A 14577-nucleotide genomic window follows, 5' to 3' on the forward strand; every position below is an offset into this window, starting at 1 on the left:
CGACCCGGGCGGGACCCTCCGTCAGGAACCGGCCTCCAGCACCTTCCCCAACGTGCCCAGCGCGGACCGCAGTTCCGCGGCCGTGATGGTCAGGGGCGGGGCCAGGCGGATGGTGGAGCCGTGGGTGTCCTTGACGAGGATGCCCGCCGCCATGAGGCGCCGGCTGATCTCGCGGCCCGTGCCGATCGCGGGGTCGACGTCGACGCCCGCCCACAGCCCGCGCGCCCGGAAGCCGACCACGCCCCGGCCGACCAGTTCCGTGAGCCCCTCCCGCAGGACCCCGCCCAGTTCGGCGGCCCGCTGCTGGAACTCCCCGGTGCGCAGCAGCTCGACCACCGCCGAACCGACCGCCGCCGCGAGCGGGTTGCCGCCGAACGTCGAGCCGTGCTCGCCCGGACGCAGTACCGACAGCACCTCCCGGCGGGCCACCACCGCCGACACGGGCACGATGCCGCCGCCGAGCGCCTTGCCGAGCAGGACGGCGTCGGGCAGGACGTCCTCGTGCTCGACGGCGAGCGTACGGCCGGTGCGGCCGAGGCCCGACTGGATCTCGTCCGCCACGAACAGACAGCCGGTGCGGCGGGTCAGCTCGCGCACCCCGCGCAGATAACCGTCGTCGGGGATGAGCACGCCCGCCTCGCCCTGGATGGGCTCGATCAGCACCGCGGCCGTCGTCTCGTCGATCGCCGCCTCCAGCGCGGCGAGGTCGTTGTACGGGACCACCCGGAAGCCGGGGGTGAAGGGCCCGAAGCCGTCACGGGCGACCGGGTCGGTGGAGAAGCTGACGATGGTCGTCGTACGGCCGTGGAAGTTGTCGGCGGCGACGACGATCGTGGCCCGGTCGGCGGGGACGCCCTTCACCTCGTACGCCCACTTGCGGGCCACCTTGATCGCGCTCTCCACGGCCTCGGCGCCGGTGTTCATCGGCAGCACCATGTCCAGCCCGGTCAGCTCGGCCAGGGACGCGGCGAACCCGGCGAGCCGGTCGTTGTGGAAGGCCCGCGAGGTGAGGGTGAGCGTGTCGAGCTGGCGGTGCGCGGCGTCGATCAGCGCCGGGTGGCGGTGGCCGAAGTTGAGGGCGGAGTAGCCGGCCAGCATGTCCAGATAGCGTCGGCCCTCGACGTCCTCCACCCAGGTGCCCTCGGCACGGGCCACGACCACGGGCAGCGGGTGGTAGTTGTGCGCGAGGACGGGTTCCTCGGCGCGGATGAGGTCGGCCGACGAGCGCGTGGGGGCGGGAGCGGTCATGAGCGGACCTCCAACGGTCAGGGGGCGGGTCGCACGAACCGGGCGGCGGGTCTCCCGGGTCATGGGCGGATCTCCTGTGTGACGCACTTGATGCCGCCGCCGGCCTTCTGGAACTCCGACAGGTCGACGGGGACGGGAACGTAGCCCAGCCGGGTGAGCCGGTCGGCCAGATCCTTGGCGCGGGGCGAGATGAAGACGTGGCGGCCGTCGGAGACCGAGTTCAGGCCGAACGCCATGGCGTCCTCGCGGGTCGCGATCACCGCGTCCGGGTAGAGCCGGGCGAGGACGGCACGGCTGCCGGGGGAGAACGCCTCCGGGTAGTAGGCGATGTTGCCCGCCGAGCCGTCGCTCCCGTCGTCGAGGACGAACAGCGCGGTGTCCAGATGGTAGAAACGCGGGTCCACGAGCTGCAGACTGATCACCGGGACGCCGAAGAACTCCTGCGCCTGGCGATGGGCCTCGCGGGTGGTGCGGAAGCCGGTCCCGGCGAGCAGATAGCGGCCGGTCGGCACCAGATCGCCCTCGCCCTCGCACACCGACTCGGAGCGCAGCACGTCGTACCCGGCGCTCTCGAACCAGGCGTCGTACGCGGTGGACTCGGGGCGCCGCTCGGGCGCGTGGAACAGCGAGCCGAGGACCCGGCCGCCGAGGACGAGCGCGCAGTTGGCCGCGAACACCATGTCGGGCAGCGCCGCCACCGGCTCCACGGTCTCCACGGTGTGGCCGAGGGTGCGGTAGGCGTGGATCAGCTCCCGCCACTGGTCCTGGGCCAGATCGACGTCCACGGGGGTGTCCGGATGCATCCACGGATTGATCGAGTACTGCACGGCGAAATGTCTGGGTTCGCAGACGAGAAAGCGCCGAAGGCGCGGCACACGGCTGTCGGGCACAGAGGGTTTCTCCGCTTCCTGACGGGTGTCGACGGGGATGACACCACGGTAAGAATCAGGCCAGGCGCACGACAAGAAACGAACGTTGCGTGTTCGCGCAGTAATGCTGCGTGTCGGCTCGGCTCAGCGCACGTTCGCTGCGTCCTGGGTGGCCCCGGCCTCCGGAGCCTCCGGCAGCAGGTGCGACAGCACCATGTAACTGATCGTCTTCCGGATGAACGGCTCGGTGCGGATCCGCTCCAGCACCTCCTCGAAGTGCTCCACGTCTATCGCCCGGACGTGCAGCAGCGCGTCCGCGCCGCCGGTCACCGTCATCGCCGCCGTGATCTCCGGATGGTTGCGCACGACCTCCGCGAGCCGCCGGGGCGGCGCCGCGCCCTCGCAGTACACCTCCACGTACGCCTCCGTGCGCCAGCCGAGCGCCGCCGGCTGCACGGTCGCCGTGAACCCGGTGATCACCCCGGTCTCGCGCAACCGGTCCACCCGCCGCTTCACCGCGGTGGCCGAAAGGCCGATAGCCGCCCCGATCTCGGCGAAGCTGGTCCTCGCGTTCGCCATCAACGCCGTGATGATCTTGCGGTCGAGTTCGTCGAACGCCGCGGACTTGCTGCTCATGCGGGCACTGTATCCAGGGAGGGGCCCCGCGGCCCCCGCTGCGAAGGGCTCGGCGCGCGCCCGTGTGCAGGCGTACGAATTGCTCCTACACTCCACGTTCATGCTGCGCGCGCTCGCCGTCGATGACGAGAAACCCTCCCTGGAGGAGTTGCTGTACCTGCTGAACGCCGATCCACGGGTCGGCAGCGCCGAGGGAGCGAGCGACGCCACCGAGGCACTGCGGAGGATCAACCGTGCCCTGGAGTCCGGGCCCCAGGGGCCGGAGGCGATCGACGTCGTCTTCCTCGACATCCACATGGCCGGCCTCGACGGCCTCGACCTCGCCCGTCTCCTCACCGGCTTCGCCCGCCCCCCGCTCGTCGTCTTCGTCACCGCGCACGAGGGCTTCGCCGTCCAGGCGTTCGACCTCAAGGCCGTCGACTACGTCCTCAAGCCCGTCCGCCGGGAGCGCCTCGCCGAGGCGATACGCCGGGCCGCCCAGCTCCGTGACACGGCGACCGCCACGGCCCCGCCGATCCCCGTCCACGAACCCGACCCCGACGAGATACCCGTCGAACTCGGCGGTGTCACCCGCTTCGTCGCCGTCGCCGACATCACGCACGTGGAGGCCCAGGGCGACTACGCCCGGCTCCACACCCCCCAGGGCAGCCACCTCGTCCGCATCCCCCTGTCCACCCTCGAGGAGCGCTGGCGCGCACGCGGCTTCGTGCGCATCCACCGCCGGCACCTCGTCGCCCTGCGGCACGTCGGCGAACTCCGCCTGGACGCGGGCACGGTGAGTGTCCTCGTCGGTCCCGTGGAGCTCCAGGTCAGCCGCCGCCACGCACGCGAGCTGCGCGATCTGCTGATGCGCCGGACCACGGGCTGAGGAGCCGCCATGCCCCACGATCCCGCCGAACGCCGTGTCGTCGTCACCGGAGTGCCCCGCCGCACCCGGCGCGGCTCGGGCCACCACCGCCCGCGCACCGAGATCGACGAACAGACCACCCTCGGCCACACCTACGTCCGCTCCCTCATGCGCAGCCAGCTCCGCGCCGCCCTCGCCGTGTTCGCGGTCCTCGTCCTGCTGGTCGCCCCGCTGCCCCTGGTCTTCGCCGCGATACCGGACGGCGCGGGCCTGGAGTGGGCCCTGCTCGGCTTCGGCGTCTACCCGCCGCTGGTCCTCCTCGCCCTCTGGCACGTACGCCGCGCCGAACGCAACGAACAGGACCTCGTCCGGCTCGTCGAGGACCGCTGAGGACCGCGGTGGAGACAGCGGCGACGCCGACGGTGAACCGAGTGGACCGAGTGGACCGAGTGAGCGAGGAGACCGGAAGCAAGGCATGAACGAGAACTACGCCGTCCCCGCGGTCGCCCTCGTCGTCGTGGCGACCGTCTTCGTCGGCGCCTTCGGCCTGCGCATCTCCCGCACCACCTCCGACTTCTACGTCGCCTCCCGCACGGTCGGCCCCCGGCTCAACGCGGCCGCGATCAGCGGCGAGTACCTGTCCGCCGCCTCCTTCCTCGGCATCGCCGGCCTCGTCCTCGTCCAGGGCCCCGACATGCTCTGGTACCCGGTCGGCTACACCGCCGGCTACCTCGTCCTGCTGCTGTTCGTCGCCGCCCCGCTGCGCCGCTCCGGTGCCTACACGCTGCCGGACTTCGCCGAGGCCCGGCTCGCCTCCAAGACCGTACGGCGGCTCGCGGGGGCCTTCGTCGTCGGCGTGGGCTGGCTCTACCTGCTGCCCCAACTGCAGGGCGCGGGACTCACGCTGAGCGTGCTCACCGACGCGCCCTCCTGGCTCGGCGGTGTCATCGTCGCCGTGGTCGTGTCCGCCACCGTCGCCGCCGGAGGCATGCGCAGCATCACCTTCGTCCAGGCCTTCCAGTACTGGCTGAAACTCACCGCCCTGCTCGTCCCCGCGCTCTTCCTCGTCCTCGCCTGGCAGGCCGACGGCGCCCCGCGGCACGTCTTCGACGAGCCCGCCGAGTTCCGTGAACAGCGTGTCGTCCGTGTCGACGAGACCCTCGACCTGAAGCTCGCCGGCCCGCTCACCGTCACCGTCACCGGCACGGTCGACGGCCGCCGCCACGACGACCGGCGGGTGGACCTGCCCGCCGGCACCCACCGCGTCGACCGGGGCACCCGGCTGACCTTCGGCGAGGGCGACACCGTCCCCGTCGCCGACCGGGGCACCAACGGCGGCATGTCCACCTCCCTCGCCGCCGGCCGCGAGGAACGTCCCCTGTACGCCACCTACGGGCTGATCCTCGCCACCTTCCTCGGCACCATGGGCCTGCCCCACGTCGTCGTCCGCTTCTACACCAGCCCGCACGGCGTCGCCGCCCGCCGCACCACGGTCGTCGTCCTCGCCATGATCGGCTTCTTCTACCTCCTGCCGCCGGTCTACGGGGCCCTCGGCCGGCTCTACGCCCCCGACCTCACCCTCACCGGCGACGCCGACGCGGCCGTCCTCCTCCTCCCGGACCGCATGATCGGCGGCCTCGGCGGCGACCTCCTCGGGGCCCTGGTCGCGGGCGGCGCCTTCGCCGCGTTCCTGTCCACCGCCTCCGGTCTGACCATGGCGGTCGCCGGAGTGCTCACCCAGGACGTCCTGCCCGCACGCGGCGTCCGGCACTTCCGGCTCGGCACGGTCCTCGCCATGGCCGTGCCCCTCGCGGCGAGCGGCCTGGTCGGCGGGCTGCCCGTCGCCGACGCGGTCGGCCTCGCCTTCGCCGTGTCGGCCTCCTCCTTCTGCCCGCTGCTCGTCCTCGGCATCTGGTGGCGGCGCCTGACCCCGCCGGGGGCCGCCGCGGGCATGCTCGTCGGCGGCGGCGCGGCGCTCCTCGCGGTCGCCGCGACGATGGCCGGCTACCCCGGCACCGGCACCCTCCACGCCCTGCTGGCCTGGCCCGCGCTCTGGTCCGTGCCGCTCGGCTTCCTCACGATGGTCCTGGTGTCCCTGGCCACCCCCGGCAGGATCCCGGCGGAGACACCGGCCATCCTGGCGCGCTTCCACCTCCCGGAGGAACTCGTCGGCGGCCGGACCCGGGCGGCGACCAAGGAGATCGAACTGTGGCGCCGCTGAGGGACGGGAGGGGCGGCAGTACCCGCAGGGCGGGCCCGGAGCCGGGAAGGCCGGGAGCGCCTGCTCGGGGCGGGGGAGCGGGGGAAGGGAACCCACGGGCGGTGAGCGGTGTATCACATGCGGGAGGTGAGCGATGAGCGCTGAGGTGACCGGGTTCCTGGCGGGCTTCTGCGTGGCCCTGCTTCCGGTGCTCGCCGCCGGGTTCTGGCTCGGCCGCCGGACGGCCCGCCCGCGCAACAGCCTCGGCGGACTCGGCACGCCCGTCGAGCACGCCACCTTCCAGACCCTGCACACCGCCAGCCTCGCCGCGCCCCCGCTGCGGGCCGGCCTCACCGAGGAGACCGCCCGAAGATCCGCCAAACGGCTGCGCACCCTGCTCGGCACGGACGCCCTCTGCCTCACCGACCACGAGTCCGTCCTCGCCTGGGAAGGCGTGGCCGAGCACCACCGCGCCGACATCATGGGCCGACTGGCGGGCCCCCTGGAGACCGGCCGGGGCGAGGCGTTCCCGCTGACCTGCGACATCCTCGACTGCCCGGTGCGCTGGGCGGTCGTCGCCCCCCTCACGGTCGACGACCGCGTCCACGGGGCCCTCGTCGCCTGCGCGCCCCGCGAGTCCGCCGTGCTCGTCCGCGCGGCCGGGGAAGTGGCCCGCTGGGTCTCCGTCCAGCTCGAACTGGCCGACCTCGACCAGTCCCGCACCCGTTTGATAGAGGCCGAGATCAAGGCCCTGCGCGCCCAGATCTCCCCGCACTTCATCTTCAACTCGCTCGCGGTGATCGCCTCGTTCGTCCGCACCGACCCCGAGCGCGCCCGTGAACTCCTGCTGGAGTTCGCCGACTTCACCCGCTACTCGTTCCGCAGACACGGCGACTTCACCACCCTCGCCGAGGAACTCCACGCCATCGACCACTACTTGGCACTGGTCCGGGCCCGCTTCGGCGAGCGGCTCTCGGTCACGCTCCAGATAGCCCCCGAGGTCCTCCCCGTCACCCTGCCCTTCCTCTGCCTCCAGCCCCTCGTGGAGAACGCGGTGAAGCACGGCCTGGAGGGCAGGACGGTGGCCGCCGCGGGCAAGAGCCACATCAGCATCACCGCCCAGGACGCGGGAGCCGAGGCACTCGTCGTCATCGAGGACGACGGCGTGGGCATGGAGCCGGAGGTGCTCCGCCGCATCCTGGCCGGCGAGACCAGCCCCTCGGGCGGCATCGGCCTCAGCAACGTCGACGAGCGGCTGCGTCAGGTCTACGGCGACGACCACGGCCTCGTCATCGAGACCGCGGTCGGCGCGGGTATGAAGATCACCGCCCGGCTGCCCAAGTTCCAGCCGGGCGTACACCCGGACGGGGGAATGCCCCGGGCCTGAGGAGCACGGAGGGTGAGCCTCAGGTGCGCGACGCCACCATCCCCAGCGTCAGCAGGCCCAGGAAGACCCATCCGAACCACAGCCAGCCATTGCTGCCGAGCGCCACCGAGTAGGCCGTCACCGCGACCAGCCCACCGACGGTGAGCACCCCCATGGTCTTCGTCGAACCGGGCATCGCAACACCCTTCGTCAGGCTTCTTCTCCCTCCATGGTGCCCCCACTACCGGAAATGACAGTGCAGACGACGAAATGCGCGCCCTTTTTCCAGCCGTCCTCGCTGATCCAGAAACCGGAAGCGGTGATACCGGGCTCGTGGCCGTACTGCCGCGGCGGCAGGTTCCGCACACAGGCCGCGAGGGCCTGGTCCTGCGCCGCGTCGTAGGTGGTCGAGGGGCTCATCTCGTAGAAGCCGAGGACCTTCTGGCGGTGGCGGTCGTGGCAGGAGACGAGCCGGATCCGGTTGCTGGAGATCGGGTCGAGACAGTCCTGCTTCTGCAGGGTGGCCACGTCCACCAGCACCGTCTCACCCACCGTCCGGTACGCCCCGATCGGCCCGTAGACCGGCCTGCGCTCGCCCAGCAGGAGACAGGCGACCCGGTGCCCGGCGGCGTCGAAGCCGTCGGCGGTGGGCAGGACGGCGAAGGCACGGACGTCCACGAGTTTCCCGCGGGCCTCCCCAGTGAGCTGCTCGCATCGTGCGGCACCGCCCGTCCTGGCGTCCTCGGCGGACGACGCCTCGTAGGAGGCCATCACCTGGCCGTCCATCGCGCGCCCCGCACACGAGGGCACCACCCGCAGCCGGGCGGCCTCCTCGAAGGGCGTGCCGGCCCAGGTGACGTCCACGCAGTCGCCGTCCCTCAGCGGCTCCACCAGCCCCACGGCCCGCCCGTACGGCAGCTCGGTACGCAGGGTGTCGGCGCTGCCGTCCAGCGCACCCCGCAGGTCCCTCAGGTTCTCCACGGCCTGCCACGCCCCGGCGGCCACCAAGGCCAGCCCGAGCGCGGTGGCCAGCCCCGCGAGAAGGGCCCGGAGGCGGTACCGGTGCACCCGCCCGTCGGCGCCGGGACGGTCGCCGGCGGTCCGCGGAGGCGGGACGGGCTCCCGGCCCCCGGACGAACGACGCTCCGGCGGGGACCAGTCGTCCTGCCCGCCGGGCCCGTCCGACGGGGCGTGCCACGGTGTCCCGGGCGCGGGGCGGGGGAGGGCGGGACCCTCCGGGCCGGCCGGTGCGGGCGCGTGCGCCCAGCGCGGGCGGGGCAAGGGCCCGGTGCGGGGACGGGTCTCGGGCCTGACGATCGCGGAGAGCGCGGCCTCGGCGTCCGCCGCGGTGATCCGGTGCGCGGGATCCTTGGCGAGCATCGCGGTCAGTACCGCCTCCAGCGCACCGGCCCGCAGCATGGGCCGCGGCTCGTCCAGGACGATGGCGGTCAGCGCCGCGATGTCGGAGGCACGGTCGAAGGGCCCGTACCCCTCGACGGCCCGGTAGAGCGTGCAGCCCAGCGAGAACAGGTCGGACGCGGCGGTCGGCGGCCCGCCCTGCGCCCGCTCGGGCGCGAGATACCCGGCGGTCCCGACCAGGACGTGCGACCGGGTGTGCCGGGTCTCCTGGGCGTCGGGCTGGACGGAGATGCCGTAGTCGGTGAGCAGGACGCGTGCGTACGGCGATCCGGTGCGGTCCGGGGCGAGCAGGATGTTGGCCGGCTTGACGTCCCGGTGCATGATGCCGCGCTCGTGCCCGGCGGTCAGCGCGTCCAGCACGGCCAGCCCGATCCGGGCGCACTCCGCGGGCGCGAGGGCGCCGTGCCGGTCGACGAGGGCCTTGAGGTCGAGGGCGCCCGGGACGTACTCCATGACGATCCACGGCAGCGCGTCGTGTTCCAGGACGTCGTGCACGGTGACCACGTTCGGGTGGGCGCGCAGACCGGCGGCGTGCCGGGCCTCGGCCCGGGCGCGGGCCACTCGGGCCGCGCGCTCCTGCTCGGCCTCGTCCGGACCGCCGAACACGACCTCCTTGAGCGCCACCTCGCAGTCCAGCCGGCGGTCGTGCGCCAGCCAGACCTGGCCCATGCCGCCGCTGCCCAGCCGGTGCAGCAGGCGATACCGGTCGGCGATGACCCGGCCGACCCCCGACTGCGGTGCTTCTGACTGCATCGGTCACTCCCGGGGTTCAGATCCGTACGGGCGGCTGGGCCGGGGCCTCGACGGGGAGGCCCGGCCACCAGGGGGCGCCCGGCGTGTCCGTCGGGGCCCCGGGCTCGGGAGCGGCCGGCCTTCTGCTCGACGTGGACAGGCCGGAGGCCGACGAGGGAACGGACGGGCTCGGTGTGGGGTCGGGCTCCGGTACGGGTTCCTCCGAGGCCGTGGACGGCGACGGCACGAACGGCGTCCCGCCGGCCGACGGAGAAACGACCGACTCGGCGGGCGCCGACCCCCCACCCACCGACCCGCCCCCCGGCGGTCCGCTGCCCGAGGGCTCGCCGCCCGGCGGTCCGCCGCCCGAAGGTCCACCATCCGATGCCCCGCCGCCCGATGGCCTGTCGCCCGAGGGTCCACCGTCCGACGGCTTGTCGTCCGAGGGCCCACTGTCCGACGCCCCGCCGCCCGATGGCCTGTCGCCCGAGGGTCCACCGTCCGACGGCTTGTCGTCCGAGGGCCCACTGTCCGGCGGTCCGCCGCCCGAAGGTCCACCATCCGACGCCCCACCATCCGAAGCCCCGCCGCCCGATGCCCCGCCGTCCGAGGGTCCGCCGCCCGAAGGCCCACCATCCGAAGCCCCGCCCTCCGATGGCCTGTCGCCCGATGCCCCGCCGCCCGAGGGTCCGCCGCCCGAAGGCCCGCCCCCCGACGGGCCGGTGCCGGATGTCGTCCCGCTGTCCGACGGACCGCTGTCCGGCGGGGAGGATCCCCCGCCCGCCGGTGGAGAATTCCCGTCCGTCGGCGTCGAACCGCTCTCCGACGGACCCCCGTCGGTCGATGAGTCACCCGTCTCCGACGGCTCGCTCGGCCCCAGCCTCGTCGATCCCGATCCCGATTCCGATCCCGATCCCGTTCCCGATTCCGACCCGGAAGCCGAGCCCGCGCCCGCGCCCGGACCCGAACCAGAGCCCGAGCCCGAACCGGATCCCGGTACCGACGACCCAGGCTCGGGCCCCGAGTCCCTGGCGCTCTCCTCCGCCGTCCCGCCCGGCTCCTCCACCCGCAGGGCCACCGCGGCGCCGAACTCCAGCTCGGCGCCCGGCCCGGGGCTGGACCCCGTCACCGGTGTGTCGTCCGGCGGCAGCGCGTCCCCGGCGACCGTCACCGCCAGCCCTCTGTCCGCCAGGGCCGCGCTCGCCTCGCCGAAGGTCATGCCGCGCACCTTCGGTACGGCCTGCCGTGCCCGCGCGTCGAACGTCGTGTCGGCCTCTCCCGTGGTGCCGACCGCCCGGCTGATGCCCCGGCCCGGGTCCTCGACATCGACGAGCTTGATCTCCTTCAGCTGCTCGGGGGCGGGTTCGACGACGACCACGCCGGACGCGTCGTAGCCCTTCCACTCCTTGTCGCCCGGGAATTCCACGTCGATGCGTCCGGGGTCCGCGTCGAACGCCCGCAGCGGGTTTCCGCAGCTGCACTTCACGGCGGGCAGCCCCTGGTCGTCGACCAGGACCGCGATTCCGGCCTCCAGGAGCGCGTCGAAGGGAACGGCCCTGCCCTTTTTGTAGTCGTGGTTCTTCACGAGGGTGTCGTGACGCAGGAGAACGGGGGTGAGCGCGTCGAGATAACGCCCGATGCCGTCGGCTTTCACCCCGGTGACGCGGGCCCATTCCTGAGCCTTTTTCTTGTTCTCGGGGGCAGCGAGGAAATCCTCCAGCTTGCGCACGTCGCAGACCTTGGGTTTCTGCGTGCCCCCGTACAGACCGGGCGCGTTTCCCTGCTGCAGACCGCTGTGCGGTGTCAGGGGCGTCAGCCGGGGTTCGTCCCGGCCGAGCCGTTCGCCCTCGTCGAAGAAGGGTGCGAGGGAGGCGACCCCCGCGGCCACCGCCTTCACCGCGAGCAGGGACGGGGCCGAGTCACCGCACCCGCTGAGGAGTATCGCGCCGCACAGCACGACGGCGATCCTCCGGGCAATCGATTTCCCGGCCTTTCGTAAATGTGTTCGTGGGCACACATGAATGGTCATGGCCGCTCCCCCCGGCGGTTTCCCCTGCGGTCCCGCAGGGTGGAAGCGGGACGCAGGCATCATGCTACTGAAAGCAAAAGCCTTTTGGTCAAGGGGAATTGGGGAGAAGCGCGGTCCCGGGATCGAACAAAGAAAGGGGGCCCCGAAAGGGATTACGGCTCAGCGACCGCGTGCGTCGAGTGAGGCGAGATAGGCGTTGTACGCCTCGAGTTCCTTGTCGCCGTCCCGGTCGGCCGCGCGGTCCGCCCGCCGGGCCTGCCGCTGCTCGGAGCCGTACCACTGGAACAGCAGCGCGAGCAGGACGAGCACCGACGGGATCTCGCTGAACGCCCAGGCGATGCCGCCGGCCGCGTTCTGGTCGGCGAGCGCGTCGATGCCGAGGGACGCGGGCGGGTTCTCGTACGTCTTCACCATCGGGGCGGACGCCATCATCAGCGCGATGCCGAAGAACGCGTGGAACGGCATGCCCGCGAACAGTTCCAGCATCCGCATCAGATAGCCCGGCCGGTGCGGACCCGGGTCCACGCCCATGATCGGCCAGAAGAAGAACAGGCCCACCAGCAGGAAGTGGGTCATCATCACGATGTGCCCGGGCGTCGACCCCATCAGGAAGTCGAAGAGCGGGGTGAAGTACAGCCCGTAGAGGCTCGCGATGAACATCGGGATCGTGAACGCCGGGTGCGTGACGATCTTCATGTACCAGCTGTGCAGGAACATCAGCAGCAGTTCACGCGGCCCCTTGCGGCCCCGGCCCGCCACCGGCAGCGCCCGCAGGGCCAGGGTGACCGGCGCCCCGAGCAGCAGCATGATCGGCGCCACCATGCTGACGACCATGTGCTGGACCATGTGCACGCTGAACATGACCATGCCGTAGTCGTTGAGCCCGGTGCACGTCACCAGCATCACCAGCAGCACGCCCGCGACGAACGCGACGGTCCGCCCCACCGGCCACTTGTCCCCGCGCCGCACGAGCCGCACGACGCCCCAGGCGTACAGGGCCAGCCCCGCCAGGCAGGCGACGAGGAAGAAGGGGTCGGCCGACCACGCGAGTCCCCGCCCCAGGGTGAAGGGCAAGAGCCCCGTACCGTGCCCGCTGTGGTCCATCCGCCGGCTCCTGCTTCGTGGGGGGTTGTGCTGTCCTGTCCGCCCCCAGACTAGAACCGCCCCCGGTCGCGATCACGACCGGGGGCGGACCTCGCTCCTGAGCCCTCACCGGCCCCCTAGAGCACGCACTCCGCCTCGGCGTACCGCTCGTCCGGCACCGTCTTCAGCGTCTCCACGGCCTCCGCGAGGGGGACCATCACGATGTCGGTGCCCCGCAGCGCGGTCATGTTCCCGAACTCGCCCCGGTGCACGGCCTCCACCGCGTGCCAGCCGAACCGCGTCGCCAGCACCCGGTCGTACGCGGTCGGTGTGCCGCCCCGCTGCACATGCCCGAGGATCACCGGCCGCGCCTCCTTGCCGAGGCGCTGCTCCAGCTCGACCGAGAGCTGACGGGCGATCCCGGCGAAGCGCTCGTGCCCGTAGATGTCCTTGCCGCCCTCGTCGAAGTCCATGGACCCGGCCTTCGGCTTGGCGCCCTCCGCCGCGACGACGATCGCGAACCGCTTGCCCGCCGAGAACCGCTCGGCGACCTTCGCGGTCAGCTCCTCGATGTCGAAGGGCCGCTCGGGGACGACGATGGCGTGCGCGCCGGCCGCCATGCCGGAGTGCAGCGCGATCCAGCCGGTGTGGCGGCCCATGACCTCCACGACCAGGACCCGCTGGTGGGACTCCGCGGTGGTCTTCAGCCGGTCCAGGGCCTCCGTGGCGACGCCCACGGCCGTGTCGAAGCCGAAGGTGACGTCCGTGACCGCGATGTCGTTGTCGATGGTCTTCGGCACGCCCACGACGGGCAGGCCGCTGTCCGACATCAGCCGGGCCGCCTTGAGCGTGCCCTCACCGCCGATGGGGATGATCGCGTCCAGACCGAGTTCCTCGACATGGCTCTTGGCCCGCTCCACCCCGTCCCGCAGATGCGAGGGCTGGACCCGGGAGGAGCCGAGGATCGTGCCGCCGCGGGCCAGGATGCCGGCCACCGCGTCCAGGTCCAGCTTGAGGTAGTCGCACTCCAGCAGACCCTTCCAGCCGTCCCGGAAGCCGATGACCTCGTCGCCGTGGTCGACGACGGCGCGGTGCACGACGGACCGGATGACGGCGTTCAGTCCGGGACAGTCGCCGCCGGACGTGAGGACACCAATGCGCATAGCCCGAATACCTTCTCGACGTGGGCCGGTAACCGGACCACGCTGTCCGGCCGGAATCCCCGCCACCCTACCGGCGGCGGGGGCCCCGGCCGTAGCGGGCGTCCGCCTGCTGGACGCCCCCGCACAGGTGAGCGGAGCCCTGGTCAGACGGGCTTTCACACATGAGCGGGGGCGCTGTCGGACGGGCTTTCGTCCGGGCACTGAGGAACCGTTTCTCAGGGGCCTCGGCACCCGTCGTGACGTGCTAGGCGGGCTGCTGCTGCGCCGAGGAGATGCGCTCGTCGCGCAGCGCCTCGAACCAGCGGTCGTCGGTCGGCGGCAGCGCGTTCACGTCCAGCGCCAGCTTCAGCAGCAGGTCCGCGATCTGCGGGTTCCGCGCCAGCACCGGCCCGTGCATGTACGTGCCGAACACCGTGTCGTTGTACGCGCCCTCCGTTCCGTCGCCCGTGCCGTTGCCCTTGCCGAGCCGCACGTTGGCGAAGGGGCGGGCGGTGGGGCCGAGGTGGGTGACGCCCTGGTGGTTCTCGAACCCGGTCAGCTGCGGCAGACCGAGGCGCGGGTCGATGTCCGCGAGGACGTCGCCGACGCACCGCTCGCCCTCGCCGCGGACCGTGGTCACGTCGAGCAGACCGAGGCCCGGCTCGCGCTGACCGAGGTCGTTGACGAACTCGTGGCCGAGGATCTGGTACCCGGCGCAGACCGCGAAGACGATCGCGCCGTTGTCGATCGCCTGGTACAGGTGCCGGTCCCGGCGCAGCCGCTCGGCGGCGAGCCGCTGCGGACGGTCCTCGCCGCCGCCGATCAGGTAGATGTCGCCGGAGGTCGGGATCGGCTGGTCGCTGCGCACGTCCAGCCGGGCCACGTCCAGGCCGCGCTGCCGCGCCCGGCGCTCGACGACGAGGACGTTGCCCTGGTCGCCGTAGGTGCTGAGCAGGTCCGGGTAGACCCAGACGACCCGCAGACTGTTGTCGCTCATGAAAGTCGG

The 14577-nt window shown here is 72.5% G+C and carries 13 protein-coding genes; 4 read left to right on the plus strand and 9 right to left on the minus strand.

Annotated elements, in window-relative coordinates:
• Positions 1-21: 21 nt before the first annotated feature.
• From rocD to PYR72_RS40325, 3 genes are all read right to left on the minus strand, one after another.
• Positions 22-1248, minus strand: a complete 1227-nt coding sequence (gene rocD, locus PYR72_RS40315; RefSeq protein ID WP_275459866.1) for an ornithine--oxo-acid transaminase — start codon at positions 1246-1248, stop codon at positions 22-24.
• Between the two features lie 59 nt (positions 1249-1307).
• Entirely contained in the window at positions 1308-2138 is an 831-nt protein-coding gene (ddaH, locus tag PYR72_RS40320) for a dimethylargininase (RefSeq protein ID WP_275459867.1), read from the minus strand.
• Between the two features lie 123 nt (positions 2139-2261).
• Positions 2262-2753 (minus strand): Lrp/AsnC family transcriptional regulator, encoded by a 492-nt coding sequence (locus PYR72_RS40325; RefSeq protein ID WP_013005265.1) that lies wholly within the window; start codon positions 2751-2753, stop codon positions 2262-2264.
• 100 nt (positions 2754-2853) lie between these two features.
• Between PYR72_RS40325 and PYR72_RS40330 the strand changes: the two genes are divergently transcribed.
• The 4 genes from PYR72_RS40330 to PYR72_RS40345 all read left to right on the plus strand — a co-directional run bounded on the left by PYR72_RS40330 (position 2854) and on the right by PYR72_RS40345 (position 7187).
• Positions 2854-3621, plus strand: coding sequence for a LytTR family DNA-binding domain-containing protein (locus PYR72_RS40330; protein WP_275459868.1), 768 nt, complete (start codon positions 2854-2856; stop codon positions 3619-3621).
• A 9-nt stretch (positions 3622-3630) separates the two neighbouring features.
• Complete coding sequence (locus PYR72_RS40335; RefSeq protein WP_275459869.1) at positions 3631-3990, plus strand: hypothetical protein; 360 nt, start codon at positions 3631-3633, stop codon at positions 3988-3990.
• A gap of 85 nt (positions 3991-4075) precedes the next feature.
• A complete protein-coding gene (locus PYR72_RS40340) occupies positions 4076-5821 on the plus strand; it encodes a cation acetate symporter (RefSeq protein WP_275459870.1) in 1746 nt (581 codons plus the stop codon).
• Positions 5822-5966: 145 nt separating this feature from the next.
• Complete coding sequence (locus PYR72_RS40345; protein ID WP_275460643.1) at positions 5967-7187, plus strand: histidine kinase; 1221 nt, start codon at positions 5967-5969, stop codon at positions 7185-7187.
• 19 nt (positions 7188-7206) lie between these two features.
• Here the strand turns inward: PYR72_RS40345 and PYR72_RS40350 are convergent, their stop codons facing one another.
• The 6 genes from PYR72_RS40350 to PYR72_RS40375 form a co-directional block, all read right to left on the minus strand.
• Entirely contained in the window at positions 7207-7362 is a 156-nt protein-coding gene (locus PYR72_RS40350; RefSeq protein WP_013005270.1) for a hypothetical protein, read from the minus strand.
• 14 nt (positions 7363-7376) lie between these two features.
• Positions 7377-9338, minus strand: a complete 1962-nt coding sequence (locus PYR72_RS40355; RefSeq protein WP_275459871.1) for a protein kinase — start codon at positions 9336-9338, stop codon at positions 7377-7379.
• A gap of 16 nt (positions 9339-9354) precedes the next feature.
• Positions 9355-11274, minus strand: coding sequence for a DUF6777 domain-containing protein (locus PYR72_RS40360; protein ID WP_275459872.1), 1920 nt, complete (start codon positions 11272-11274; stop codon positions 9355-9357).
• A gap of 231 nt (positions 11275-11505) precedes the next feature.
• Complete coding sequence (locus tag PYR72_RS40365; RefSeq protein WP_275459873.1) at positions 11506-12450, minus strand: cytochrome c oxidase assembly protein; 945 nt, start codon at positions 12448-12450, stop codon at positions 11506-11508.
• Between the two features lie 116 nt (positions 12451-12566).
• On the minus strand, positions 12567-13592 hold the full coding sequence (locus PYR72_RS40370; RefSeq protein ID WP_275459874.1) for a 6-phosphofructokinase: 1026 nt from the start codon (positions 13590-13592) through the stop codon (positions 12567-12569).
• 244 nt (positions 13593-13836) lie between these two features.
• On the minus strand, positions 13837-14568 hold the full coding sequence (locus PYR72_RS40375) for a glutamine amidotransferase (protein ID WP_275459875.1): 732 nt from the start codon (positions 14566-14568) through the stop codon (positions 13837-13839).
• Between the last annotated feature and the right edge of the window lie 9 nt (positions 14569-14577).

This window comes from Streptomyces sp. VNUA24 (assembly GCF_029167005.1).
In the GTDB taxonomy this organism is placed as follows: domain Bacteria; phylum Actinomycetota; class Actinomycetes; order Streptomycetales; family Streptomycetaceae; genus Streptomyces; species Streptomyces scabiei.

Coding starts and splice junctions, on each gene's coding strand:
- PYR72_RS40330 (WP_275459868.1), top strand. CDS start 2,854: ATGCTGCGCGCGCTCGCCGTCGATGACGAGAAACCCTCCCTGGAGGAG.
- PYR72_RS40365 (WP_275459873.1), bottom strand. CDS start 12,450: ATGGACCACAGCGGGCACGGTACGGGGCTCTTGCCCTTCACCCTGGGG.
- PYR72_RS40355 (WP_275459871.1), bottom strand. CDS start 9,338: ATGCAGTCAGAAGCACCGCAGTCGGGGGTCGGCCGGGTCATCGCCGAC.
- PYR72_RS40375 (WP_275459875.1), bottom strand. CDS start 14,568: ATGAGCGACAACAGTCTGCGGGTCGTCTGGGTCTACCCGGACCTGCTC.
- PYR72_RS40350 (WP_013005270.1), bottom strand. CDS start 7,362: ATGCCCGGTTCGACGAAGACCATGGGGGTGCTCACCGTCGGTGGGCTG.
- PYR72_RS40340 (WP_275459870.1), top strand. CDS start 4,076: ATGAACGAGAACTACGCCGTCCCCGCGGTCGCCCTCGTCGTCGTGGCG.
- PYR72_RS40335 (WP_275459869.1), top strand. CDS start 3,631: ATGCCCCACGATCCCGCCGAACGCCGTGTCGTCGTCACCGGAGTGCCC.
- PYR72_RS40325 (WP_013005265.1), bottom strand. CDS start 2,753: ATGAGCAGCAAGTCCGCGGCGTTCGACGAACTCGACCGCAAGATCATC.
- PYR72_RS40370 (WP_275459874.1), bottom strand. CDS start 13,592: ATGCGCATTGGTGTCCTCACGTCCGGCGGCGACTGTCCCGGACTGAAC.
- rocD (WP_275459866.1), bottom strand. CDS start 1,248: ATGACCGCTCCCGCCCCCACGCGCTCGTCGGCCGACCTCATCCGCGCC.